The sequence below is a fragment of the Bacillus sp. JJ783 genome (assembly GCF_036963225.1).
GTDB lineage: Bacteria > Bacillota > Bacilli > Bacillales > Bacillaceae_G > Bacillus_A > Bacillus_A cereus_U.
This window is the reverse complement of sequence record NZ_JBALMG010000072.1, coordinates 50664-74650: the sequence shown is the minus strand read 5'-3', so window position 1 is coordinate 74650 and position 23987 is coordinate 50664. Positions and strand designations below refer to the sequence as shown.

The following is a 23987-nucleotide window of genomic DNA, read 5'->3' as shown; positions in this document are numbered from 1 at the left end:
CTACCTTTTGATTCTTTTCTGTCTCTGCTTTTTGGTTCTTTTCTGTCGCTACCTTTTGATTCTTTTCTGCCTCTACCTTTTGGTTCTTCTCTGTCGCTACCTTTTGACTCGTTACTGCATCAGTTTTTTGTTCCTTCGCTGCTGCCGTTACATTCTTTGCATTTTTTTCTTCTTCACCAATTTTAGTGATTAATCCTAAAGCTTTTTTATTATATTCTTCAAGGTTCTTGTTATCTTTTGTTTCTGAAACTACCTTATTTAACATCTCTTTCGCTTCTGCATAATTTTTCTTACTTATTAACTCTTCACTTTTCACCAGCTGCTCTTCATACTTCTTTTTTTGTTCTAAGATCGCTACTAATGCTGTTCGTTCTTCCTTTGCTTGTTTTATAAGCGCATTACTTCCATTCTTCACGCTCTCTACTTTTTCAAGTGACTTGATCGATTCTTCTAATTTTGCTTCTTCTTTTAGCTTCACTGCTTCAATCATTGCTTTCGTTTGCTCTACAAACACTTTTGCATCTGAATCATCTTTTTTCTCATCTAGTGCTCTTTCAAATGATGATAAAGCATTTTTATATTCTTTATTCGTTAACGCCGTCTTCCCCTCATCCATCGCTTTTTCAAAATTCCCATTACTACATCCCGCTAGCATTAAAAACGTAAGTCCAATTACTGTTAATAACTTTCTCATTTTCTCTCCCCCTATATATGCCTAAAACAATAACGTCATATGTATAAAAGTCTGTGTAGTAATTAGACTGGAAGTAAACTATGTACTAAATTGTGTGTTGGAAAAGAAGTACATTTCATTTACTATCATTACTTAAAACTCCTAAATAGTTGGTAGTCTTCTTCTTTTAAGACAGAAAGGAATTTTAATAATGTGCATAAAGATTTCACTCAGACTCTTTACTACACACACTCTTATACACATAGAAAAATCATTTTTTGTTTATAGTTTGTCATTTCTTTAACTTTACATATTTTCAGTTTATTAGAAATGTAAACCATAATCCGTAATGCATCGAAAACAAAGTGTAATAAAAGTCACACTTTATAATTTTTCGTAACACAAATGTAACATAAGGTTTTTAAACATACAATAGTTTTTTTTACATTATTTTCCCTTTTCTATATTTTACGGCATCAATAAGATTCCAATCCTTAGTGTAAATAAAGGTTCTTCATAAAAGCGTGTAGGGGATCCCGCCCCATTGACATCAAGTTGACAAATAAAAAGTATCCAAAAATGAGACAATTTACATCTCTAAGTGCAAATGTACAAAGTTATTATTTTTGGGTGTTATAAAATTCTTAAGTTGATGGATATGGGGTCGCACCCATATACCAATCGCACATCTTTTTAGAGTAATACTATCAGTATCTACAAGTTTGATAGATCATTTTCATATACTTCAAAGTTTTTGCACCAGAACCAAAATGAGACCAAATTTAAATCCGCCATACAAATGACCATGCAGTCATCCAAAACTTAACGGAACATGGCATTGATCTTAAATTAATAGAAGCAGCTACCTTTTTTTCTGATACGTATTGATAAATGTGCGCTGTAGTTGTACTAATATATGGATTAAACTAAAGAAAGCCTAATCCAATTGTAAACTACTCATTTCTCTATAATAAAAAAGCCTGCCTTTCATACTAGGCAAGCCTTTTCAGGTTATTTCTCACTTATTCTCTTCTTATACCAATCCTGCATTCTCTCCGTATCTTCTACTCTCGTATGCTCTAGTTTATAATTCGATGATGCACTAGAAAACGTATACGTACATAAATCCGCTCGGCGCTGGAAATATGATTGTGTCTTTTCAATTGATTGGACGTGTCTTCTTCTTACAAGTCCTGTATGTTTCCCAATACTACGATGTACCATTGTAATTTGCTCTCCGGTTACACCATAACCGTTTGTTTTAAATGTTGCGTATCCAAGTGTAAAGATGAGGATAGCGAGCGGTAATAACGCCCACATGATGAAATACTTTTCAAAGTATATGATTATTCCTGTAAGCGGGATTGCGAGCATTGCGAAGAATATAAAACTATCAATTAAGTAACGACGCAGCGCTGCTTTTGGTAATGATGTAATGTTTGTATTCAGTTCATATGGTAACTGTAAATGTGTGAGTAACTGTTGCACACGATCTTTTCGAATAATTGGATGTAGCGTAACTTTTTCTTCTTTTCCTTCACTTTGAATGACTTCTACTTGCACAGCACAATAACCGAATGGTTGACGTAAAATACTTTCTTTTATCGTAATCCCTTGAATACGGTGCAATTTTAGTACAAGTTCTTTCCTTTCAAGTAACCCTTGCGAAATACGAACTTCATCATTTTTTCGATTTACTGTGAAATTACCATGTTTTAACGCGTAACCAATTGTGGATATAATCCAAGAAACGACGAGCAAAATGGCTACCATGTAAATCCAGCCGTATATATCATGATCCATTACATACGACTCTACGCTATTTTTTATCCATTTCGGAATGTACTCATCCACTTGGTTATAAACGACAAATATTAAAGAGAATAATAATCCAAATTGACCAGATGTAATAGACGCTAATAAAATTTCTTTCCACGTTAACTTGTACTCTGTCGCTTGTTCTTCCTCTGTAATAATTTCTGTTTCTACTACTTCTTCTGATGTTTCTTCTGCTTTCACTTCTGGAGTTGGCTCATTTAGCATTGCAATAAGCTCAGTCGCCTCTTCTACTGTAATACCAGCTAAGCTAACTTCTGCATCATCGCCTCCGCCAGCTGTTTCAATTTTAATTTTCTTTAGTCCTAACACTTGATACAGCATGCCTGAACTCGTATTAATCGTTTGGACACGTTCTTTATTTAAGTAGCTCTCCTTCTTCACAAAGAGCCCTTGTTTCACATGTAATACGTTATTTTCAACCCAGTATGTTGTGTAATACCATTTTTCAAACGCTGAAAAAACGGTGAGTAAACCGAATCCAGCGGGAATTAAATACCAAAATGGGAACTTTCCGTTTAAACTAAACATGAAAATAATTAATGGTATAAAGTCTGTTATTTTTAATTCTAATAACATCGTGATTGGATGCTGCCTCTTATACATCCTCATCACTCACTTTCGCTAATTCTGCGATTCTCGTTTTCAGCATTTCTGCTTCATACATCGTTAAGCCGGGAATGCTATGAGAAGTTGCTGCCGTTGAAATATGTAATTCTGCTAATCCATGTTTTCTCATAATTGGCCCTTGTTCAATTGTAACGTGCTGTACACGAATCATCGGTACTAATACGCGCTTTACAACGAAAAGACCGTGCTGAATTTCAAGCTCTTCTTCATTTAGTTGGTAGCTGTAATAACGTTGACGCATTTTCGGGAATACGAAGTACGAAAATGGTGCTAGCGCAACTGTTAACCCAACCATCACATACAAAATCCACGCCCACCAATCAAACTTTATCATGAGGAAAAGGTATACTAAGATGACGAGAATACCTATCCCTTCTTCAATTACAGCACGAATTTTCCACACCTTGACCATGTCAGGATGAATTTCATTTTTCAATGGATCCATGTAACCACTCCAAATCTATTAATCTAATATATGAATTGTCTCAATCTATATTTTACATAACTTTACATAAAATTGAAAATTTATTATTTATTCCTCCTTCATTACATTTTTCACATTTTGAATCCAAATTTCTTTATACTTTAACTGGAATCCTATTAATATGTAATTACTCATATTATCAATAACGAGCGCTAACGTATGCGCATTTTCTTCAGTTGCATGTTGTGACACCACGCCAAGTTCCACACCTTTCTTTAATAAATCGTGGAATCCATTTAAGAAATCTTCTTGTATTTCAAATAAGCGTTTCTGGTACTTTTCATTTCGCGTCGCAGTTACGATGAATTCATTTATAACGCGTAATATGCCTTCTTGACCTCTATACTCCGACAACATATGTAAACCATCTTCGATTAACTTTTCTGCAAAGTTTTCTTTCGTATATTGTTCTTTAACGAAGTAACCCGCGAATTGATATTCAGAAAAAATCTCTTCAAATAAAAAATCAACTAGTGCTTCTTTAGACGGAAAATGATAATAAATAGCTGGCTTTGATATGCCTACTTCTTTCGCAATCATTGAAAGACTCATCTTCTCAATGCCATGCTCTGCCATTAGTTTAAATGATGCCTCTACAATGTGCTGCGATGTTTGTAAATTTTTTGTCATACTATACCTCTTCTATTTTTACTTACCGGTCGGTAAATAAATTGTAAAATGAAAAGGAATGATTTGCAAGTTAATTAGAGTTTTAAAAGGAACTTCTTGATGAACCTAGAAAAATATAAAGTAAAAACAATGTATAACGATAAGGAGGATTTTCATATGGGATCTGGCGGTAAAGGCGGTAGCGGCGGTGGTGAAGATGGTAAGAGCGGTAGTAGTGGGCTTTTATTAATCATTCTGCTCTTTATCGTATTCATTATAATTGGAGCTAGTTATAGTGTGCTTAGCTTCTAAGAAAAGACACAATTTAGTTAGTTATAGTAGCGTAGAAAACTGAAACAGATTAAAATTTTCCTTCTTAAGGTTTCTTCACCAATAAGGGCACACAAAATAAAAAGCCCCGGTTATATTTAACAGCCAGCGCTTTCTATTTTCAGTATTCTTATAATGCTTCAGCTATATTTCGCGCTCTGTCGCAAACGTAAATCATTATTGATCATCCACAATAATATAGGCTGTTCTAATTGGTCCATGTACACCTACGACAAGATTCATTTCAATATCCGCGCTATTTGACGGACCCGAAACGAAATTCACACAAGCGGGCAGGTTTTCTCCCGCTTTATTTTGATCATGAATCAGTTTTGTAGCATGGGTTAATCTTGGCACGATCGTACTTTTAGGAACAATTGCAATGTATGACTCTGGAAGCAGACTAACATGTCTTCCTTTTAACCCATCATTAAATAGCACAACGGTTCCTGATTCTGCCAGAGTCATATCACTGAACGTAATGCCAAGGTCGGCAGCTTTCGCAAATTCTATGTCCTCTTCTTTATGATCTAATCCCCATGTACGAAAATGTGTTGTACCTTCATTGCTGAAACATGGCGTAAGACCATACTCATTAAAGCGCTCATCATTCGAACATATAACAGATTTGATATTCCAATCTTTTATAAAAGACCCCAATGTTTCAACAAGATTTTCCTTTGTTGTTCGCTTTACTTCTGTATGAATTACTTCGCAGTGCTCCATTAACTTTAATACAAGTTCGTCTTGCGAAAGTCCGTCAAAAACATCCCACTGCGGGGAAAAAGACCAGTTCGGTTTTTTCACTGCTTCTGGACGTTTCCTACCAAGCTTTTCTGATAATTGGAGTAAAAATTCCTCACGATTTTGGATGGCCATCATCGTTCTCCTTTACGTGTTTTTCAAACCACTCTCGAAACGGTTGTTTTTTCGGAACTGGAAAATCTCTCGCGTCCGTCCAAGCTTTTAACGGTCCAATGCCGCGCTCAATCTTATCTCCTTTTGCGAGAGGTTTTAATGCATAGGGAGCGCTCTTCGCTGCAAAAGAAAATAGTCTAGGACTCTTCACCACTTTTTCAAAACCTTTCATAGCCACGTTCCAAGCTACGGGGGATTGTTTTTCTTCTATAATGCGGCTGCGATGTTTAATTAATAAGTCATGTAACGGGATTTTCACTGGACACGCTTCTGTACAAGCACCACAAAGGCTAGATGCATAAGGCAAATCCTTATATTCATCATATCCCCCTAAAAGCGGTGTTAACACAGCTCCAATTGGTCCTGGATAAATAGAGCCATATGCATGTCCACCAATATGCCTGTATACAGGACACACATTAATACATGCCGCGCAACGAATGCACTGAAGGACACTTTGGAATTCTGTTCCTACAATATCGGAACGACCATTATCAACAATGACTAAATGAAATTCCTCAGGTCCATCTGTCCCGCCAGGCTCAGTTAACCCTGTAATATAACTTGTTAACTTTTGTCCTACAGAACTTCGGCAGAGTAGTGTTACTAAAACATCAAGCTCTTCCCATGTCGGAACAATACGTTCCATCCCCATAACTGTAATCAACGTTTTCGGAAGTGTCGTAGTAAGCCTTGCATTTCCTTCGTTCGCTACGATAGAAATTGACCCAGATTCTGCAACAGCAAAGTTACATCCAGTCACCCCTATATCCGCTGCAAAAAAATCATCACGTATATACGATCTTACAAACCTCGCCATTTCCGTCGGATCAGATGTTCCCGTATAATCTAACTTTGTTTTAAATATTTCACAAATGTGTTCTTTATCCTTGTGAAGACACGGAACAACAATATGTGACGGCGGATCGTGGTCGTTCACTTGTAGAATAAATTCAGCAAGATCTGTTTCTAACACTTCCGCTCCAGCTTCTTCAATCGCTTCATTTAAACTGATTTCTTCCGTTACCATCGATTTTGATTTCACAATTTTTTTCGCGTTTTTCTTTTTTACAATCCCTTTTACATATTCCCTTGCGTCTTCTGCAGTCTTTGCAAAATAAACAAAACCACCGTTTTTCTCAATATTTTCACTCAGCTCATATAAATAATAATCAAGGTTTTCTAATGTATGCTTTCGAATTTCTTCTCCTAAAGCTCGCCATTCTTCCCAGTTTCCAAGACTCTCAGTAGCTTTTAATTTCTTGATTCTAAGACCATCTTGCGCTTTCCTGACAGCCTGTCGCATAAATGGATCCCCAATGCCTGTTTTAGTACGCTTATGAAAGGGATCGTTCCCAATTTTCATTCCCATCTCTATATCCCCCCTTGTTTTCGATCTTCATTTAATACTTGAGCAATATGTTTTACATCAATTGGATAACCATTGCGTGTTAAACGTCCTTTTATATTCATTAAGCAGCTACAATCCATCCCAATTAACACTTCCGCACCGGTTTCCATAATATGCTTTACTTTTTCCTCAACCATTTGCTCAGAAATTTCTGGCATTTTCACTGAGAATGTCCCTCCAAATCCGCAGCAATCATAATTATGCGGCAGTGAAACAACTTCCAGTCCCTTTACACATTTTAATAATTTTTGCGGTGGTTCCTTAATCCCCATTAATCGGCTCATATGACAAGATGTGTGAACCGTTGCTTTTTTATGAAGCTCCGCACCTAAGTCTTCTTTCCCTAATACTTCCACAAGAAATTGTGTGAACTCATATGTTTTATTTCCAAGTTCAGTAGCTTTTTTCTTCCACTCCGCTTCACTTTCAGAAAATAAGCTAGAAAACTCGTGAACCATCATAGCGCAAGAGCCCGATGGTGCCACAACATATTCTGAACTAGCAAAGGCTTCAATCATATGTTTTGCAGCTGTTTTTGTTTCTTTAACATACCCGCTATTATAAGCTGGTTGTCCGCAGCAAGTTTGAGTTTTAGGAAAATCCACTTCACACCCTAAATCTTCAAGAATTTCCACAACATCTCTTCCTACTTCTGGATAAAAAACATCTGCAACACAAGTAATAAATATTGATACTTTCATATTTGCACCCCTAAATACAGTAAAGTAAGCTCAAGTAGCTTTATAAACAAATCCACCTTATCTGTATATTATTGGTAAAAAACAAAAAAATATGAATAGAAATAGCAAAAAAAGACTCTCAAATTTGAGCATAGCCATCAACTTAAAAAATGCATTGTTCCTAAAACGAAAAAAACGAGTTGAATTCACATAAATAACTGTAGAAAAATTAAAAATTTTGTTTAGGTGGTACTTAAAGACCTTATCTTGATGGGCATGGGGTATCGCCAAACGACTAGCCAGCACTCACACCCAAAAACAGGAGGGAATGATAAAATGTAGTTTTAGGAGGGGAAAGAATGAAAAGTTGATTACACTAAAATCATTGCTTAAACCATCTGCATTAGAAACATTAAATGCTAAAGAAAATCACTATTTTTGTTCAAACGAAGATTGTGATGTAGTCTATTTTGATACGAATAATAAAAAATACTTTGTATCTGACATAAAGGTAGCTGTAAATCAAAAAGATGACTCAGTAACTACACCAATTTGTTATTGTTTTGATTGGACAAAAGAAAAAATCAAACAATATGTGGAAAATGGACTTACTCCTAATCCAGTAGAGCATATTCGCGAAAACATAAGAGAAAACCGATGTGGTTGTGAAGTAAACAATCCACAAGGTAGTTGTTGTTTAGGAAATGTTACAACTTATATTAGAAAAATGTCATTAGGAACTTAAATGTTTCTTTTTTTCACCAAAATACTTGGGGCTATTTCAACATCTCAAGTTGATGGGCATGTGACGGTGCCGCATGAAAAACCAAGTTCAGCTTCCATTCTTCCTCCATTTCACTGGGATAGGTGGGGGATTCATAAAAAAACGCCATCCTTTCTTATGATTCTACAGAAAGAATAGCGTTTTTTTTCATTTTAGGGGGGGATTTTGTTCAACTGGAAAAGATACCCGAAATATTAAAGCATCTTTGGCTAGATAACCACCTTTACACTGATTTCGCCATCTCTCTACTGAATATCAAGTTCACTGCAATCACGATGACTGCACCGATAAGGGTTGCAAATACACGGTCGAACAGAATGATAAACTGGAACGGCTTGCCAGCTTCCATGATCAAAATAATGAGCGGGATCATGGTTGCAGAGTATACAAGATAATTTCGAACCTTTAGAAGAGGTCGAACACCTGCGAATAGCCCGATACTTATAACTAACCCCCAAATTGGTAGACTAGTTGCGAGAAGCAAGCTCGCAACAATCACGCCGATTACTGTACCTAGCACTCGTTGTGTTGTTTTGATTGGAAAGAGTTCTATTTTCCGCTGAGTAAGGATCGCTACGGTAATTGCAATCCAATAGAAGTGGTGCTCGGGCCAAAGTATTCGCAATCCCTCAGCTATACCTAGACATAATGCGAGCCTGATTGGGAATTGCCAACCGGATAGGTGTGCAAGAGAATTCCGCCATAGAATGATTTTTTTCGATGTTGGCCCTTTCACATCTCCATCCAGCGATGATTTATAACAACGGTGTACCCAGATGCCTAGCACCAAGCTGATACTGACGGTCCAAATCGCCCCTGCTAAGATTGAAAAAATTAGTTCCATCCGGTACTCCGTCTGGTCGACCATGTTGAGGATGATGATCAGGAATACGACAAAGCGTGTTGTTGCCACCGCCAAGGCACGACTATATCCGCCAATTAACGCAGCAAGGCTTACCAGCAGGATCAAGACTCCAAATGTCAGATAGCCATGTCCGAAAGAGAGAACAGCAGCAGTCGCAGCGAGCACTACTGATAGCAGCGCTGATGCCAACTTTTTCCCGTGATTTATAAAACTCGAACCGACTTGCACGCTACTGACTGCCAAACTGCCGACCGATGCAGCAAAACCAAGAGCGGGATAGCCTAGAACTGTGGCGAACAAAACAGGTCCGGCCATACCTATGCCGGCGGAAATGAGTTCTACTATTTCTACCTTGGTCTCCTTAGACCAAGAAAACACTTGAGCCCTATATGTCTTTACATTCATCTATAGCACCTCTTCCGACCCAAAGAGTAGGGTACAGTTTAATAATAGGCTCTTTCTTTAATCCATGGACATGTGGTGATACCTATGTCCACCAAGCTAATATTTTGAAGTATCCCCAAAATGAAAATTTTATCTTTCCAGAGTTATTTATAATAATTCAGCTCATTTTTTTCGATATGGGGAAATGCCAATTTCTTAAGTTGATGGTGATGTGGCGAGACCCCACTTATAAGTAATTGATTAGAGGTGGTAAGATATTGTTATGGTTTAATAAGATTTCCGTAAATATATTATAGGGATTGCGCTCCATTCCTTCATTCGTCAGGGAATAATAAATATAAATAAAAAGAAGGCATCCTAAATGTGTAATTTAGGATGCCTTCTTTTTTATAAAGCAAATTAATTTCTATTAAGCAAGCGCATACGATAACAATTCATCGTCACTTCCCCAAGCCTTTGCAATAATTGATAGTTCGCATACGCGCCGACCGGGGCACCGATGATTGGGACAAGCTGAAGCATTTTTGCTAAATCAATATAGTCTCGGTATTCTGTTTGGAACTTTTCCCAGTCCATATGATTTTCTTCTTCTGTATCCCACGTTTCAATTGCTTTCCATACTTCTTTTCTATGGTCATCACTCGAAAAAGCAAGTTGGAAAACGTGAAGAATAAAAAGGCGCTCTTCTTTTTTACTCGTATCAAATCCGTACAATGTTGCTGCATCAAATAAAAATTTTATTTTAATGGTAAGTAGAAGCGGAAAATCAGCAAGACCGAGGAGAATACCACCTGCTCCCGTTCCTGCTCCTTCTGCCGCTGCGACTTTTTTGTACTCATCCATTTTTTTACGTACTTCATCGTCTCGTCTTTGCAGTGACCAGTTCGTTTCTTTTAGCTTCGGTTTTATGAAGTTTGATCCAGCACTAATTGTTTGTACCATCATCCGAATCGTTTCTGTTAGTACCTTTTGCACTTTCGCCGGCACTAGTTGTTGCACTTTCACCTGCACTTTTTTAGAGAACCGTGTCATCATAGAAGAATCTTTCATGAATGTAGCTTTCCACTGCTCCAATTCTTTTATAACCTTCTCTTCATATGTAATCATAGGTTCATTCCCTTCAGTTTAAACGCTCAATGCGTTTCGCACCGTATTGATAAACGAAACCAATACTAAATAATATGCTTACGACAAATAAAATGCCGGTCATTATGAAATCTTTCGTCGCAAGTGCAAATATAACTGTAAATACAACGCTACCGATGATGAGAATCGCATTTAATAAAGTAAGAAAATCGTTCTTCTTCTCGTCTACCCCTACTGGATATAAATCAAGCCAAATTTTCATGCGGTGATGTTTCCAAAGGGTTAATAGCTGATAGCCGATTAAGTATAAGAAAATAAGACTTACGATAAAACGTCCATATAAAAATGGGATGAAGTAAAGAATGACTCCTCCAAGAACGAGTAAACGCACATATAATCCGAAATAGTTACCTGATCTTAAAAACGTTCTCGTATATAAGTATAAATATGTACGGTTCTCACCGATCATCGAAAGAATGAAATCAAGCCATTTCCTACGTGATACTCTCTCTTTTAACGCTGGTACATCAACGAACATATTCGCAATGCGGTACAGCAGCATCATTTTTTTACCTTCTTCAGAAATTAAATACTCCCAGTTTAGCGACTTTCCCTTCACCTTTTGATGCATAACAGCAAGGTATAGCGCCATAAGAAAAACAATTACACCGGTAAAAATGACTGAAGTACGTTCTACAAGGACGTACACAAATAAGCCGTTTAAGATAAAGCGAATGAACCAATCTGCTTTTTGAACGCTTTGATCTGTTAAAAATGATTTTTCCCACGCTACGAATAAATTCCACGCTTTTACAATGACGAACGCGATTACAATCCATATGTAAGCCGCTCCTGTTTGCTTCATTTGCTGGAAGTATAACGGGGCAAGCGCAGCGGCTACCATTGCGATTATGTATAACTGAATCATAAACGTAAAGAGAAATGCCTTTGTAAAGTAAGGCTTTAACTTTTCTTCAACTGGCAGTAAATACACAAGGTCTGCTTCTTTTAATAGCGTTTGTATGGATCCGGCTGTTAATACGAGGCCAAGTAAAACTGCCATAACGACCGCTGTCGGAAACGATGGTGTTAACGTTTGTAACCATTGCTGGTAATAATACGCTCCTGCGCCGATGATAAATACGAAAATAAATTTCAAATGATCATTAAATACGTATTTACTATATGTACGAACTTCTTTTAGAAAGTGCCGAAATCGTTCTTTCCATAACGCTGTGCTATTCATAATCTTCTTCCTTTGTTAATGCAATGTAAATATCATCTAACGTTGCACCAGGCATGTTAAATTGTGATTGCAATTCAGCCAACGTTCCTTTCGCTCTCACTTCACCTTGATGCAAAATAATGAATGAATCACAATAGCGCTCTGCTGTCGCTAAAATATGTGTACTCATTAAGATGCCCGCACCACTCTTTTTCATTTGATCCATCATTTGAAGAAGTGATTGAATCGCTAACGGATCAAGCCCGACGAAAGGTTCGTCCACAATGTAAAGTGATGGTTCAACTAAAAATGCACTCATAATCATCACTTTTTGTTTCATCCCTTTTGAGAAATGAGACGGAAACCATTTCAAACGATTTTTCATGCGAAATTCTTGTAATAGTTGTCCTACACGTTCTTCGTACTGTTTTTCATCTACACCGTACGCCATCGCTGTTAATTTCAAATGCTCTTCTAACGTTAACTCATCATATAATACTGGCGTTTCTGGAATGAAGGAGAAACTAGAACGGTACGCTGTCATATCATCACGAATTGTTTTCCCGTTAATTGTGACAGTTCCTTTTTTCGGCTCCATTAAACCGATGATATGTTTAATTGTCGTACTCTTCCCGGCTCCATTTAAACCGATTAAGCCGACAAGTTCGCCTTTATTAACAGAGAACGAAACATTTTGCAGTACAGGTCGTTTCGTATATCCTCCTGTAACATTTTCTACACGCAATAACTCGCTCATACGACACCACTTTCTTCATTTATATTCATTCTCTTTTGTAAGAAATGTATATATTCATCTTACCAAAAATCATGGTGCACTACATAGTATCGATGTCTCCAAAAAAAAATTTAAATTTCTTCGCATATATTTTTACGAAAGCGGACATCATAATTAGTGAAGAAGGAACACACTTGAAAAAGCAACCACCAATTGATGAGTACAACAACATAGTGAAGTCATCATGAAATGGGGTGTCCAAATTGGACAATGAAATTTACACATAACCAGATAATTTGTTTCATTTTCGAAACGGGGTGTCTCCGAAAGAGCATATACTGTTTTAAAAAATAAACAATTTCATTTTTAAAAAGATTGCAATTCATTTCACTTGAAAATGGGGTGTCTACGGCAGAAACTTTAGCCGATTTACCGTGCATTTCTTATATAAATGAGGTGTCTGCGAACCGTAAATTATAAAAAAATGCTTTTTCAATCCCTCTTCAGAAAACAGGAAGCTGAGTCAGCTTCCTGTTTTTCGTGTTTGTTCTCCTATGTAATTATGGTAAAATACGGCTAAGACTATTTGAAAGGATGAGATCGATGAATCATACAGCGGACAATTGTATTTTTTGTAAAATCATTGACGGGCAAATCCCTTGCTCAAAAGTATACGAAGATGAACATGTACTTGCATTTTTAGATATTAGTCAAGTAACAAAAGGACATACTCTTGTTATTCCGAAAGTTCACAAACAAGACATTTTTGCGTTAACGCCAGAAATCGCATCACATATTTTTGCTGTCGTTCCAAAAATCGCAAATGCAATGAAAGCAGAATTTAATCCAGTTGGCTTCAACCTACTTAACAATAACGGCGAGAAAGCTGGACAAACTGTATTCCACTTCCACCTTCATTTAATTCCACGCTACGGTGAAAACGATGGTTTCGGTGCTGTTTGGAAATCACACCAAAATGAATATACAATGGAAAATTTACAAAACATCGCAAGTACAATTGCAAATAGTGTGAAATAGTGCCACTATAATAAGAAGTAATACATATCAAGCCGATTCCTCTGGCATTTATTGAATGGCTTATTTCTTCACCAAAAATGCCGGGGATATGATTTTTTGTGCATAGCATGTACAAGAGAGAGAAAAGCTCATTTTTCTTCCCCTTGTCTTAAAGATATGCACACTTTTATACATCATGAATACGAACGAAAAATAAGGAGGTTTCCTTTTATGTCAAAAGCTAAATCCTTTATTACAGGTGTACTTTGCGGCGGAGCAGTTGCTGGACTAGCCGTTCTTTTCTCAACTCCTTCTTCTGGTAAAGCTATGCGCGGTAAGCTGAAAGAAAAAGGAACTGATATTAAAAAGACTTTAGCTGATATTACAGCTGATACAAAGTTATTAAAGCGCCAAATCGTTGAAACTGCTTCAGAAGGTAAAGAAGTATTTCAAGAACTAAAAGACGATATGCAAGACACGCTTTCTAACTGGAAACAAGATATTTCTCAAAACAAACGACATATTGAAAAAGAAATTTTAGACATTCAAAAGTCAATTGAGAAACTACAAGAAGCCGTTCCAGAAAAAGCGTAAACATATTCCTGCTTAGTTTTTTGCATATAACAAATATTTTTCACGCGAATTGACCTTAACACGGCATATCACATAGATATGCCGTGTTTTTATGCATTTACAATATATGTTATCTCTTAACATGTAAAGAAAACACATGTATTCTTGACTCATAAAACGCTTCCATAGTTATGCATGATTTGTATAGAATGTTGTTTTTCCGAAAAATTTTCACAATTCTCACAAAAAGACTTTATTAATTTTTATTTTACTGGCATAATAGATAATAATGAAAAAAGAATGTTAAAGTGGGTGAGTAAATGAAAAGTGGAGAAAAAAATTACTCGGTAAAAGAAGCGATGATTTTCAGCCAACGTATTGCTCAATTATCGAAAGCGTTATGGAAATGCGTAGAGAAAGATTGGCAACAGTGGATTAAACCTTACGATTTAAACATTAATGAGCATCACATTTTAACCATCGCTTATCATTTAAAAGGGGCTTCTATTTCTGAGATTGCTAAATTTGGAGTTATGCACGTCTCAACGGCGTTTAACTTCTCTAAAAAGCTTGAAGAACGCGGCTATCTTGTATTCTCAAAAAAAGAAGATGATAAACGAAATACGTACATTGAAATTACAGACAAAGGGGAAGAATTACTACTTTGCTTAATGGAGGAGTATGATCCTGAAAATAATTCTGTTTTTAATGGGGCACTTGAACTTCGTAATTTTTACGGTAAGTTCCCAGAAAATATCGAACTGATTGCAATCCTGCGTAATATTTACGGACAAGACTTCATCGATATTTTTGAGAAATCATTAGAAGATATCGAGGAGAACTTTACGGAATCCGATCAAAAGTTAGTTAAGAAATAATCTATTTATTTTTTCGCAATCATGCGTAAGAATTCATTCATAAGTGGCTTAAATAAACCTTGTTTTGCTAGCGCTTCCGCAGTTTCGTGTACTTCGAGCTGATGTGGAAGCGCTTTTTCAAATTGATCTAATAGCGCATCAAACAATAGAAGGCCTTCTGCTTTCTCCACTACATATTGTTCGTTCAGCTTTTCACAAAGTTTTAGTATACGTTCAATGTCTTTTTTACGAGCTTTTTTCTTTATGATTAAAGAATAAAATGGACACTTTTCTTCATCAATCATTTTAAATAGTAGGTCTACGTAATATTCAGCTTGTTCTAGTCTTCTTACAACGTCCATTTTCTCCCTCGCTTCCTAACACAAAGTCTTCTATTTCTGAATTTTGTAACACGAACAAAATATCGTATGATACAATATATAAAGTATATGTATTTTAGCCAAAAGGAGGTCTCGCCTCATGACTCTTATAACCGTTGTTTTTGTTGCATTCGCACTTCTTGTTATATTTTACACGAATTTCATGACACATACACTGTGTGAGCGAAAACAAATATCTGCGAGCCGCCAGCCCGGTGTCTTTCGAGTTATTAATGTATGTATTACCATTCTATTAATTTCTAGTTATATAGAAATTATATTTCATGGAAAGTGAGGAAGGAAAGCCCCTTCCTCATTTTTTTCCTCTATAAGCAAATTATACCTACTATAACCAATAAAATAAACAGTACAAGTAATAAAATAAGTTGAGAATTCATCCCCCATCCCCTCCTCTTTTCTATATATGCGGCATTCGCCCAATATGGTACCCTTTCAAAATCTGACACAAACTGGTTAAAATTTCTTTATCAATAGGAAAACTCGTCGAAATATGATATATTAAATTTTGTACATATTGCTTATACTATGAAATAAACGACACGCATCTAAACTTTATCCTAAAGCCTAGGTAAGCCCTGTTAAGCGTGCTTTTACATATAAAAAAAGCAAAGGACATCAGTGAGACTTAATCAGGTTCTTATGAACGAAAATAACCTATCATAAGGCGTTTCTTCATTTGTACGGGATAAATTAAAAATACATAATAGTAGGAGTGTTTATTGAATGAAGAAAGCTATGCTTGCCTTAGCCGCAACAAGTGTAATCGCATTATCAGCATGTGGAACATCATCATCATCAGACAAAGTTGTTACATCTAAAGCTGGTGACATCACTAAAGAAGAGTTCTACACTCAAATGAAACAAACAGCTGGTAAACAAGTACTAAATAACATGGTTATGGAAAAAGTACTTATTAAAAACTACAAAGTCGATGACAAAGAAGTGGACAAAAAGTACGATGAAATGAAAAAGCAAGTCGGTGACCAATTCGATACACTAATGAAACAACAAGGTCTTAAAGAAGAAACAGTTAAAAATGGCGTTCGCGCTTCATTAGCTCAAGAACAAGCGATTGAAAAAACAATCACTGATAAAGAACTAAAAGAAAACTACAAGCCTGAAATTAAAGCAAGCCACATTCTTGTAAAAGATGAAGCTACTGCGAAAAAGGTTAAAGAAGAGCTTGGACAAGGTAAATCTTTCGAAGAGTTAGCGAAACAATACTCTGAAGATACTGGTTCAAAAGAAAAAGGCGGAGACCTTGGCTACTTTACAGCTGGTAAAATGGTTAAAGAATTCGAAGACGCAGCTTATAAAATGAAAAAAGATGAAGTAAGCGAACCTGTAAAATCACAATTCGGTTACCACATCATTAAAGTAACAGATATTAAAGAACAAAAACCATTTGATGAAGTAAAAGGCGACATCAAAAAAGACCTTGTTCAAAAGAAAGCACAAGATGCTCAATTCATGAACGATCTTATGATGAAAGAAATCAAAAAAGCTGACGTAAAAGTTGACGATAAAGATTTGAAAGATCTTTTCGAAGAACCAAAAGCTGACGATAAAAAAGACGAAAAGAAATAATGAAAAGCTCGGGCTAAGCCCGAGCTTTTTTTGTATGCCCTCTCCTTGCGTTACATTACGTTCAGATTCGGTAAATGAAATTATATGATCCGTTCTCCGGATCAATCAGCTGCGGATCTAATTATATCAGCGATTTTTCAATTATATCGACCGCAACTCCAATTATATCGGCGATTCTCAAAATTTATCGACCATAACTCCAATTATATCGGCGATTTTTCAATTATATCGACTTACCGACAAAAACTGACAATGATCGCTCCTCCCTCTTAAAAGACAACAAAAAACCTCGATTCCACCACATGCGGAACCAAGGTTTATCTTATTATCATTGATTAAATTAAAAAACTATGTTAAATTAGTACAGAAACGCATTCTTAAAAAATAAGAGAATGTATTTATCCGTATCTTAATTGTACAACAAAACACATCTTCAGTCAACCTCTATTTTTCACTTTTAAAGGAGTGCTTACGTATGAACAAAAAACTTGATCAAGAGCAAAAACGCTTGGATACCGTAATAGAAACGATTACGGAGCAAATTGATAAACTGGAAAGCGAAACTGGCAGACGCCGGGCAGAAGTAATCAACATTCGCAAACACTTCTGGGATGATGTAACAGTTAACACTGATACTTTTGACGATTATCTTGAAACAGTTATCAACTTAAGACAACAAGCTCAGTCACTAGCCGTAACACAAATTACCCATAAGCACACCTTTAATCGACTTGCCGCACTACGCCGTATGCATAAAGCACCTTACTTCGGACGAATCGATTTCAAAGAAGAAGGAGAAGTTGGTGCAGAACAAATTTATATCGGGGTGGCTACCCTTACCGATGCAAGCGGAGAAAACTTTCTTATATACGATTGGCGCGCACCCATTTCAAGTGTCTACTACGATTATCCACCAGGACCAGCTGAGTACAGTACACCAGGAGGCGTAATCCGCGGCAATGTGGAGAAAAAATTACAATATATTATTCAAAATGGCGAGATTGATTCTATGTTCGATACGAGCCTTACAATTGGAGACGAAATTCTGCAACAAGCGCTCGGAAAAGGTACGAACAAACATATGCAAAGCATCGTTGCGACGATCCAGCGCGAGCAAAATGAAATTATCCGTCACGATGAAGGTCGACTACTTATCGTGCAAGGAGCTGCTGGTAGTGGTAAAACGTCAGCTGCCCTGCAACGAATCGCCTATTTACTATATAAATATCGCGAATGGTTAAAAGCAGATCAAATCATTCTCTTCTCCCCTAACTCCATGTTCAACAGCTACGTGTCTAACGTACTACCTGAACTCGGTGAAGAGAATATGCAGCAAGTTACATTCCAGGAATATTTAAACCATAGACTAAGCAAGTCATTTGATGTTGAAGATCCTTATGAACAACTAGAATATATGCTAACTGAAACGAATAGCCCTGCCTATAAAACTAGAAATGCGAGCATTCGATTTAAAGCATCCACTCAATTTTTCGATATGATTAGAACGTACAGACAATCTCTTGAATCTTCAGGCATGTTATTTAGAGGAATGAAATTTAGAGGAAAACTAATTGCCTCTGCTAAAGAAATTACAGAGCAATTTTATAATACTGATTCCTCCCTCCGCTTCCATAATAGAATCGAGAAGTTAACGGATTGGCTAAATAAACAAATAGATACAATCGAAAAAACAGAACTGAAAAAACCTTGGGTAGAAGAAGAAATTGAATTACTTAGTAAAGATGAATATCAAAAGGCTTATAAATACTTACAGAAAAAAGGAGAGTTTGACGACAATTCCTTTAATGATTATGAGAAAGAAACGAAAGTACTCGGACGTATGATTGTCCGCAAAAAATTAAAACCATTGCGTAAAGGCGTTCAAACATTGCGCTTCATCAATTTCACAGGAATATATAAACAGCTCTTCACAAATTCATCATGGGTTACTGGAGAAAAACCTAAAGAATGGGACGACATTTGCTCATTAACAGTAAACATGCTTGATGAAGGAAAGCTATATTACGAGGATGCGACTCCATTTTTACTTTTAAAAGAGTTAATTGAAGGCTTCCAAACGAACAGATCCATTAAACACGTACTCGTCGACGAAGCCCAAGATTACTCTCCGTTTCAATTCGAGTTTTTAAAACGTCTCTTCCCTGCCGCAAAAATGACGGTACTCGGCGACTTCAACCAAGCGATATTCGCTCATGCGAGGGAAACGGTTAATTTCAATACACTTACTAGCTTATACGGGCCAGACGAAACAAACGGTATCAACTTAACTCGTAGCTATCGTTCAACAAAACCGATTATTGAATTTACACGCTATCTCGTACCGGAAGGAAAGAACATTAACGCCTTTGAACGTGACGGCGAGAAACCTACAGTAACGAAAGTTTCTGATTACAACGAACTGCATAATTGTATTACTTCCAAAGTTGTTGAACTACAAGAACAACAGCACAATACGATCGCAATTATATGTAAATCCGCAGCCGAGAGTGCCGCTGCCTACGAAGCACTCAGCCATATCGAGAATATTAAACTTGTGAAAAGTAACTCAGCCGAGTATGAACAAGGCATTGTCATTATCCCCGCTTATTTAGCGAAAGGTATCGAATTTGATGCTGTCATTATTTACAATGCCTCTAAAGATGTGTACAGTGATGCAAGCCTTCGTAGATTGTTCTACACTGCTTGTACGCGCGCGATGCATGAATTGCAGCTTTATAGCGTTGGTGAGGTTAGTCCTTTTGTACTTGAGGCTGATTCGGAGAGTTTTGAGCTTATTACACCTTGATATTAATCAAGGTGTTTCTTTTTTATGCAGGACTTACAACTAAAAAATAGAATATATCATTTTAGAAAAAATTAAGGAGTGAAAAGATGAATCATTATTTCATTGCTATTTATGACGGCGTGTTCCCTACCCAAAAATTACATACTATTTTACAATCTAATCCCACTTTTACCGAACTAAACGTCCGCACCATTTCAATCTCATCACCAAGACCTTTCACCTTATTAGTTGGTGAAGAAAACGATGTACTAACAACTGGACTTACAGATAAATACCACTTATTAACGAAAGAATTACAAGTACTTGAACAGCAAGAGAAGTACTATTACGTATACAATTATAAAATTAGAAAGACCATCGAGAATCCTATCCAAAAATGCTTTCCATTAGCCAAAATTAATATAAGTGTTACGAAATTCCATAAAATGATTCAAAAAGTAAAAGACTTAAAACGACCTGTATTTGCAGGTTATAACATCACTTCTCATGATTCAGATGTACTTACAATCGATGTACTTCTTTCTTCTCATTTATTGGATCCTAACACTTCTGAAAAAGACGCGGAAGAATACTTATATTTACAACAACTAGCTGAATCAATCTCTCGTTCTGAATTATGTATTTCTATTGAGGCTAGTTCACTTATTTAAATACAACAAGAGGGTTATTTGTCATAACCCTCCACTACTATCTATTTACGTTTATACTTGATCATAATAATGAATTCTTTTATATACAACTTATATAAGTATCAAGGTGTTTTTTTCATTCTAAATGAAATATCTTTACGTCGATACACACTTAACACAATCCCCATTAAAAGTGCATGAAATACAGTTGGTGTTAATCCATAGCTAATAAAAGGTAAGGATATAGAAGCAATCGGTAATAAACCTAGAATCATGCCAACGTTATAAATAAACTGGACTACAAAAAGAGTCATTCCTCCAACGAGAAGCAATTTACCATACCGATCATTTATTTTATAAGATATGACCATTATCCTTGCTACAAAAAGAGAAAGAACGAAGACAAGAATTAGCGCAAACACATACCCATAATAGTAAGTCAAACTGGCAAATACAAAATCAGTATGGGCAGCAGGGATAGACTTCACATTTCCATATGTACCAAACCAACCTGCTGACGACATTACCTCTTTTAAACGCATGTACATAAATCCTGGACCATCCGCATTACGCTCTGGACTTAAATACCCTAAAATTCTGGCCATCCGGTATTCTTTTACTGAGGACCAGGAATAGAATACTCTGATAATAAATAAACAAATTGGTACAATTGTAATAATCAATGCCTTTTTCTTTCCTAACTTACTCCACCAAAGCATAACGAATACCATCGTGACATAGATGAAAATTGGCGCAAGAACCGATACAGTTAAAAATAAATACAAAGAAAATAAGTACAAAATCAGAAGGTGCCTTACCTTTAATCTACTGTTATTAAAAAAAGAAGCCCAAGCTAACAGAAAGAATGGTACTGCCATTAAACACCCAATTGCGATGGGATTAATTTGTATTAACGCTTCTCCATTTATGAAAGCATTCGGAAAACATTTTATCATTAACAGAATAAGTGCTCCGATTGTATAAAACAGCCACCCGAGTCTCTCTAACTTCCGATAATCAAGTAGCATCATCCCAATAGCTGTTGCCACGCCGAGAATAACAAAAATCACCTTATTCATTAATAAATCATTCGTATGCCCAAGAGCTACTATTGGTAAAAACCCTAGCCCCATAGCAGCCACCAATAAAATAAGTAAGAACCAATCAACCTTTGGCTTATGAAGTTTGTTAAGTTCTTGCCCAAGTTTGATCGGACTTCCCATTTGTTCAACAGCTTTGTCTTCAGCAACTTCCTCACTTAACCCTTTTTCCATCCACATATTCTTCGCCTGTTTCATGTGAAAATCTAGTTCTGTTGCCACTAAGTCCTTCGCTTCTTTTGATTTAATATGGTTCGTAACTTCTTTTAAAAAACGCTCCCCTTTTTTGTTCAATTTCGCCTCACTCCTGTACTAAGCCTTTTAATATAAATCGTGCCTTCGTAGCATTCTTCTCTGCCTTTCGCAGCATCTTGTTTCCTTTATCATTTAATTGATAATATTTAGCTCCCGCGTGATCCCAGCTAGATTGGATAAAGCGATTCTGTTCTAGACGATGTAATAAAGTGTATAGAGACCCTTCATCGCCTTCGAATTTTTGAATCCCTCTCCCCCTCAGTAACTGCATCAATTCATAACCCGTTTTTTCATTCATAAGAAGTTGCAACACTGCTAAAAGGATATCTTCTTCCTTTTCGGACGATTGATTGATTTTTTCACGTACCCGCTTTCGATGCTGATCAGAAAAACTCAAATGTTTAAAAGTTGTGTTCTCCATTGATTTTCGCAAGCCTTTTAATCGATCTTCCATTTGATTATTCCTCCAATCCTTTCTTCAAGAGTTCCTTAGCTCTTTTCAGTCTTGTTTTTATCGTGTTTTCCTTCACTTCTATTACTATAGCAATATCTTTAATTGGCAATTCTTCATAATAAAAGAGATAAATGACCTCTCGATATTTTATTGGTAAATTCATTACTGCAGAAGCCAGCCTACGGTCTTCTGCATTTTGAATAACGGTTTGCTCGACACTATCATGTTGAACCTCAATATAAGCAAATTCATCCTCTGTAACGATTACCTTTTTGTTATACCAACTTTTTATATAATCCTTACAATGATTAATTGCGATTCTCCATAACCATGTTTTCAAGTTCGAATTCCCTTTATATGTATGAAGAGTTTTATAACATTTCACAAATATATCTTGCGTTAAATCCTCCGCAACTTCTTTATTATTCACATATGAGTACACAAGCTGTAAGACTTCTTGTCCATACTTGTTCATTATTTCGTCGATAAGGTCCTCCTTATCTTCTATTTCAAACGCTTCTACCGTTAATTCATCCACATCATTTCCTCCTTCCCATATATTAGACGACGCACTCTATGGAAAAGTTTTATAAATACATAAAAAAATACGGATGGTACTGTCCATACCGTTTTGTTAAACCTTTATTTCAAGTTTTATACACGCCATTATAGTCTAACTCTTAGCTTCATATTCTCCTCTTCCTACTAAAATAGCCTTTTTGTTTTAAAATCCGTCCCAGTAGTTGTCTGCAAATGTTTCAAAGTGATCATCTGTAAATTGCGGGTCATTTGCCATCGCTTCCGCAATTACATCGAATTTGCCTCGTGGAATATCCCATCCTTTTTCATCAACCAATAATTCCAATTGATGCTTAATAACCATTATTCTTCCTTTCTCTCAAACAACGCTTTTGTTTTCATTTCACCAACACCAATTACTAAATTTTACATAAATACATTTTTTTACTCTTTTAGTATATTAAATATAAGCTTCCTAAAAGCTGTTATACCATTCCCCTATCCTTATTAAGGATAGGGATTCTTTATTAAATCCTATTTATAAAATCACTCTAAATAAGGATTTTGTCAAAAACTTACATGCATCTGTTTTTCGTTGTATAATTAAATTATCAATATATTAGGAGTGTTAAGTGTGTCAGAAACAATAATGATTTTGTTATACATCTGTTTCGGAATGAGTGCAGTTTTTAGCTTAATAAAGGCATTTCGAAAGCCACAGAAAAACCAGTTCTTGATTTTATTTGATTCTCTAATTTTGATAGGAGCTATATTTTTAATAGCTAGTATCTTTATCTAAATTATATAACGGACACTCTCCAGGGAGTGAAGCAGCTAGCAAAAGCTAACTGCTTTTTTAATTTAACTAACACTTTTGTTTGATTTTCATCCGCCCATATTAGGATTGATACATTCCCACATATAATCATCAAATTCAATCTCTACGTTCTTAATAATTTCACCCTCAATGGTACGATTTGAATAACCATCCTTTTTCACCTCAATCACTTTCCACTTTATTTCTTCTGGATAATGAACTCTGGTCTTCAAACGAAAAACACCTCCATTGAATTTACATACTTAGCATGCGAATTCAGGAGGTGTTTTTTCATGTACC

General features: G+C 36.2%; 26 protein-coding genes. 9 read left to right on the top strand and 17 right to left on the bottom strand.

Going from position 1 to position 23987, the window contains the following annotated elements; genetic code table 11:
* From V7038_RS16125 to V7038_RS16110, 4 genes are all read right to left on the bottom strand, one after another.
* Positions 1-694: hypothetical protein (locus tag V7038_RS16125; RefSeq protein WP_335470909.1), on the bottom strand; the 694-nt coding region annotated here is incomplete at its 3' end.
* A 990-nt stretch (positions 695-1684) separates the two neighbouring features.
* Positions 1685-3115 carry a PH domain-containing protein gene (locus V7038_RS16120; protein WP_070128074.1) on the bottom strand — a complete coding sequence of 477 codons (1431 nt, stop codon included), beginning with the start codon at positions 3113-3115 and terminating at the stop codon, positions 1685-1687.
* A complete protein-coding gene (locus tag V7038_RS16115) occupies positions 3108-3584 on the bottom strand; it encodes a PH domain-containing protein (RefSeq protein ID WP_002202872.1) in 477 nt (158 codons plus the stop codon). The genes V7038_RS16120 and V7038_RS16115 overlap by 8 nt, the downstream gene beginning before the upstream one ends.
* Positions 3585-3671: 87 nt before the next feature.
* Positions 3672-4253: a TetR/AcrR family transcriptional regulator gene (locus V7038_RS16110; protein ID WP_002202873.1), complete on the bottom strand. Its 582-nt coding sequence runs from the start codon at positions 4251-4253 to the stop codon at positions 3672-3674.
* 156 nt (positions 4254-4409) lie between these two features.
* Here V7038_RS16110 and V7038_RS16105 point away from each other — a divergent pair, with 156 nt between their 5' ends.
* Positions 4410-4544 carry a sporulation protein YjcZ gene (locus V7038_RS16105; protein ID WP_335470906.1) on the top strand — a complete coding sequence of 45 codons (135 nt, stop codon included), beginning with the start codon at positions 4410-4412 and terminating at the stop codon, positions 4542-4544.
* Between the two features lie 195 nt (positions 4545-4739).
* Here V7038_RS16105 and V7038_RS16100 read toward each other — a convergent pair whose 3' ends face one another.
* From V7038_RS16100 to V7038_RS16090, 3 genes are read right to left on the bottom strand one after another with little or no spacing between them, the layout of a single operon-like run.
* Positions 4740-5441, bottom strand: a complete 702-nt coding sequence (locus V7038_RS16100) for a LutC/YkgG family protein (protein ID WP_335470903.1) — start codon at positions 5439-5441, stop codon at positions 4740-4742.
* Positions 5422-6852, bottom strand: a complete 1431-nt coding sequence (locus V7038_RS16095) for a LutB/LldF family L-lactate oxidation iron-sulfur protein (RefSeq protein WP_002158995.1) — start codon at positions 6850-6852, stop codon at positions 5422-5424. Before V7038_RS16095 ends, V7038_RS16100 begins: the two co-directional genes overlap by 20 nt.
* 2 nt (positions 6853-6854) lie before the next feature.
* A complete protein-coding gene (locus V7038_RS16090; protein ID WP_002158996.1) occupies positions 6855-7592 on the bottom strand; it encodes a (Fe-S)-binding protein in 738 nt (245 codons plus the stop codon).
* A gap of 307 nt (positions 7593-7899) precedes the next feature.
* Between V7038_RS16090 and V7038_RS16085 the strand changes: the two genes are divergently transcribed.
* Positions 7900-8316 (top strand): putative iron-sulfur cluster-binding metallochaperone, encoded by a 417-nt coding sequence (locus tag V7038_RS16085; RefSeq protein ID WP_438825113.1) that lies wholly within the window; start codon positions 7900-7902, stop codon positions 8314-8316.
* 262 nt (positions 8317-8578) lie between these two features.
* On the opposite strand, the gene V7038_RS16080 is transcribed toward V7038_RS16085, so the two are convergent.
* From V7038_RS16080 to ecsA, 4 genes are all read right to left on the bottom strand, one after another.
* Positions 8579-9625: an FUSC family protein gene (locus V7038_RS16080; RefSeq protein WP_002202878.1), complete on the bottom strand. Its 1047-nt coding sequence runs from the start codon at positions 9623-9625 to the stop codon at positions 8579-8581.
* Positions 9626-10024: 399 nt separating this feature from the next.
* Positions 10025-10732, bottom strand: coding sequence for an ecs operon protein EcsC (ecsC, locus tag V7038_RS16075; RefSeq protein WP_002030211.1), 708 nt, complete (start codon positions 10730-10732; stop codon positions 10025-10027).
* 13 nt (positions 10733-10745) lie between these two features.
* Positions 10746-11957: an ABC transporter permease gene (locus V7038_RS16070; protein ID WP_335470900.1), complete on the bottom strand. Its 1212-nt coding sequence runs from the start codon at positions 11955-11957 to the stop codon at positions 10746-10748.
* Positions 11950-12693, bottom strand: a complete 744-nt coding sequence (gene ecsA / locus V7038_RS16065; protein WP_033710448.1) for an ABC transporter ATP-binding protein EcsA — start codon at positions 12691-12693, stop codon at positions 11950-11952. Before ecsA ends, V7038_RS16070 begins: the two co-directional genes overlap by 8 nt.
* 582 nt (positions 12694-13275) lie before the next feature.
* On the opposite strand from ecsA, the gene V7038_RS16060 reads away from it, so the two are divergent.
* The 3 genes from V7038_RS16060 to V7038_RS16050 all read left to right on the top strand — a co-directional run bounded on the left by V7038_RS16060 (position 13276) and on the right by V7038_RS16050 (position 15140).
* Positions 13276-13710, top strand: coding sequence for an HIT family protein (locus tag V7038_RS16060; protein ID WP_001016832.1), 435 nt, complete (start codon positions 13276-13278; stop codon positions 13708-13710).
* A 210-nt stretch (positions 13711-13920) separates the two neighbouring features.
* On the top strand, positions 13921-14283 hold the full coding sequence (locus V7038_RS16055; RefSeq protein WP_002201482.1) for a YtxH domain-containing protein: 363 nt from the start codon (positions 13921-13923) through the stop codon (positions 14281-14283).
* Between the two features lie 299 nt (positions 14284-14582).
* Positions 14583-15140, top strand: a complete 558-nt coding sequence (locus V7038_RS16050) for an HTH-type transcriptional regulator Hpr (protein WP_002159009.1) — start codon at positions 14583-14585, stop codon at positions 15138-15140.
* Between the two features lie 5 nt (positions 15141-15145).
* On the opposite strand, the gene V7038_RS16045 is transcribed toward V7038_RS16050, so the two are convergent.
* Positions 15146-15481 (bottom strand): DUF1878 family protein, encoded by a 336-nt coding sequence (locus V7038_RS16045; protein WP_002150076.1) that lies wholly within the window; start codon positions 15479-15481, stop codon positions 15146-15148.
* A gap of 118 nt (positions 15482-15599) precedes the next feature.
* Between V7038_RS16045 and V7038_RS16040 the strand changes: the two genes are divergently transcribed.
* The 4 genes from V7038_RS16040 (at position 15600) to V7038_RS16025 (ending at position 20563) form a co-directional block, all read left to right on the top strand.
* On the top strand, positions 15600-15794 hold the full coding sequence (locus V7038_RS16040; RefSeq protein ID WP_000172692.1) for a hypothetical protein: 195 nt from the start codon (positions 15600-15602) through the stop codon (positions 15792-15794).
* Positions 15795-16243: 449 nt separating this feature from the next.
* On the top strand, positions 16244-17107 hold the full coding sequence (gene prsA, locus V7038_RS16035; protein ID WP_335470898.1) for a peptidylprolyl isomerase PrsA: 864 nt from the start codon (positions 16244-16246) through the stop codon (positions 17105-17107).
* A 475-nt stretch (positions 17108-17582) separates the two neighbouring features.
* Positions 17583-19913 (top strand): RNA polymerase recycling motor HelD, encoded by a 2331-nt coding sequence (helD, locus tag V7038_RS16030; RefSeq protein ID WP_335470896.1) that lies wholly within the window; start codon positions 17583-17585, stop codon positions 19911-19913.
* An 86-nt stretch (positions 19914-19999) separates the two neighbouring features.
* Positions 20000-20563, top strand: coding sequence for a hypothetical protein (locus V7038_RS16025; protein ID WP_335470894.1), 564 nt, complete (start codon positions 20000-20002; stop codon positions 20561-20563).
* Positions 20564-20664: 101 nt separating this feature from the next.
* Here V7038_RS16025 and V7038_RS16020 read toward each other — a convergent pair whose 3' ends face one another.
* The 5 genes from V7038_RS16020 to V7038_RS16000 all read right to left on the bottom strand — a co-directional run bounded on the left by V7038_RS16020 (position 20665) and on the right by V7038_RS16000 (position 23920).
* The gene (locus V7038_RS16020; protein ID WP_335470892.1) at positions 20665-21936 is read right to left on the bottom strand and encodes an FtsW/RodA/SpoVE family cell cycle protein; all 1272 of its coding nucleotides are present in this window, start codon (positions 21934-21936) and stop codon (positions 20665-20667) included.
* Between the two features lie 7 nt (positions 21937-21943).
* On the bottom strand, positions 21944-22351 hold the full coding sequence (locus tag V7038_RS16015; protein ID WP_002159014.1) for a PadR family transcriptional regulator: 408 nt from the start codon (positions 22349-22351) through the stop codon (positions 21944-21946).
* Positions 22352-22355: 4 nt separating this feature from the next.
* Complete coding sequence (locus V7038_RS16010; protein ID WP_335470889.1) at positions 22356-22889, bottom strand: sigma-70 family RNA polymerase sigma factor; 534 nt, start codon at positions 22887-22889, stop codon at positions 22356-22358.
* Between the two features lie 186 nt (positions 22890-23075).
* A complete protein-coding gene (locus V7038_RS16005; protein ID WP_165763958.1) occupies positions 23076-23234 on the bottom strand; it encodes a hypothetical protein in 159 nt (52 codons plus the stop codon).
* Positions 23235-23755: 521 nt separating this feature from the next.
* Positions 23756-23920 carry a hypothetical protein gene (locus V7038_RS16000; protein ID WP_165763957.1) on the bottom strand — a complete coding sequence of 55 codons (165 nt, stop codon included), beginning with the start codon at positions 23918-23920 and terminating at the stop codon, positions 23756-23758.
* Between the last annotated feature and the right edge of the window lie 67 nt (positions 23921-23987).

Bases quoted from the DNA above. Each gene is read 5' to 3' on its own strand.
- V7038_RS16095 (WP_002158995.1), bottom strand. From the start codon at position 6,852: ATGGGAATGAAAATTGGGAACGATCCCTTTCATAAGCGTACTAAAACA.
- V7038_RS16085 (WP_438825113.1), top strand. From the start codon at position 7,900: ATGATAAAATGTAGTTTTAGGAGGGGAAAGAATGAAAAGTTGATTACA.
- V7038_RS16080 (WP_002202878.1), bottom strand. From the start codon at position 9,625: ATGAATGTAAAGACATATAGGGCTCAAGTGTTTTCTTGGTCTAAGGAG.
- ecsA (WP_033710448.1), bottom strand. From the start codon at position 12,693: ATGAGCGAGTTATTGCGTGTAGAAAATGTTACAGGAGGATATACGAAA.
- helD (WP_335470896.1), top strand. From the start codon at position 17,583: ATGAACAAAAAACTTGATCAAGAGCAAAAACGCTTGGATACCGTAATA.
- V7038_RS16115 (WP_002202872.1), bottom strand. From the start codon at position 3,584: ATGGATCCATTGAAAAATGAAATTCATCCTGACATGGTCAAGGTGTGG.
- V7038_RS16045 (WP_002150076.1), bottom strand. From the start codon at position 15,481: ATGGACGTTGTAAGAAGACTAGAACAAGCTGAATATTACGTAGACCTA.
- V7038_RS16100 (WP_335470903.1), bottom strand. From the start codon at position 5,441: ATGGCCATCCAAAATCGTGAGGAATTTTTACTCCAATTATCAGAAAAG.
- V7038_RS16005 (WP_165763958.1), bottom strand. From the start codon at position 23,234: ATGGTTATTAAGCATCAATTGGAATTATTGGTTGATGAAAAAGGATGG.
- V7038_RS16040 (WP_000172692.1), top strand. From the start codon at position 15,600: ATGACTCTTATAACCGTTGTTTTTGTTGCATTCGCACTTCTTGTTATA.
- V7038_RS16105 (WP_335470906.1), top strand. From the start codon at position 4,410: ATGGGATCTGGCGGTAAAGGCGGTAGCGGCGGTGGTGAAGATGGTAAG.
- V7038_RS16055 (WP_002201482.1), top strand. From the start codon at position 13,921: ATGTCAAAAGCTAAATCCTTTATTACAGGTGTACTTTGCGGCGGAGCA.
- prsA (WP_335470898.1), top strand. From the start codon at position 16,244: ATGAAGAAAGCTATGCTTGCCTTAGCCGCAACAAGTGTAATCGCATTA.
- V7038_RS16025 (WP_335470894.1), top strand. From the start codon at position 20,000: ATGAATCATTATTTCATTGCTATTTATGACGGCGTGTTCCCTACCCAA.
- ecsC (WP_002030211.1), bottom strand. From the start codon at position 10,732: ATGATTACATATGAAGAGAAGGTTATAAAAGAATTGGAGCAGTGGAAA.
- V7038_RS16090 (WP_002158996.1), bottom strand. From the start codon at position 7,592: ATGAAAGTATCAATATTTATTACTTGTGTTGCAGATGTTTTTTATCCA.
- V7038_RS16110 (WP_002202873.1), bottom strand. From the start codon at position 4,253: ATGACAAAAAATTTACAAACATCGCAGCACATTGTAGAGGCATCATTT.
- V7038_RS16050 (WP_002159009.1), top strand. From the start codon at position 14,583: ATGAAAAGTGGAGAAAAAAATTACTCGGTAAAAGAAGCGATGATTTTC.
- V7038_RS16015 (WP_002159014.1), bottom strand. From the start codon at position 22,351: ATGGAAGATCGATTAAAAGGCTTGCGAAAATCAATGGAGAACACAACT.
- V7038_RS16060 (WP_001016832.1), top strand. From the start codon at position 13,276: ATGAATCATACAGCGGACAATTGTATTTTTTGTAAAATCATTGACGGG.
- V7038_RS16070 (WP_335470900.1), bottom strand. From the start codon at position 11,957: ATGAATAGCACAGCGTTATGGAAAGAACGATTTCGGCACTTTCTAAAA.
- V7038_RS16120 (WP_070128074.1), bottom strand. From the start codon at position 3,115: ATGTATAAGAGGCAGCATCCAATCACGATGTTATTAGAATTAAAAATA.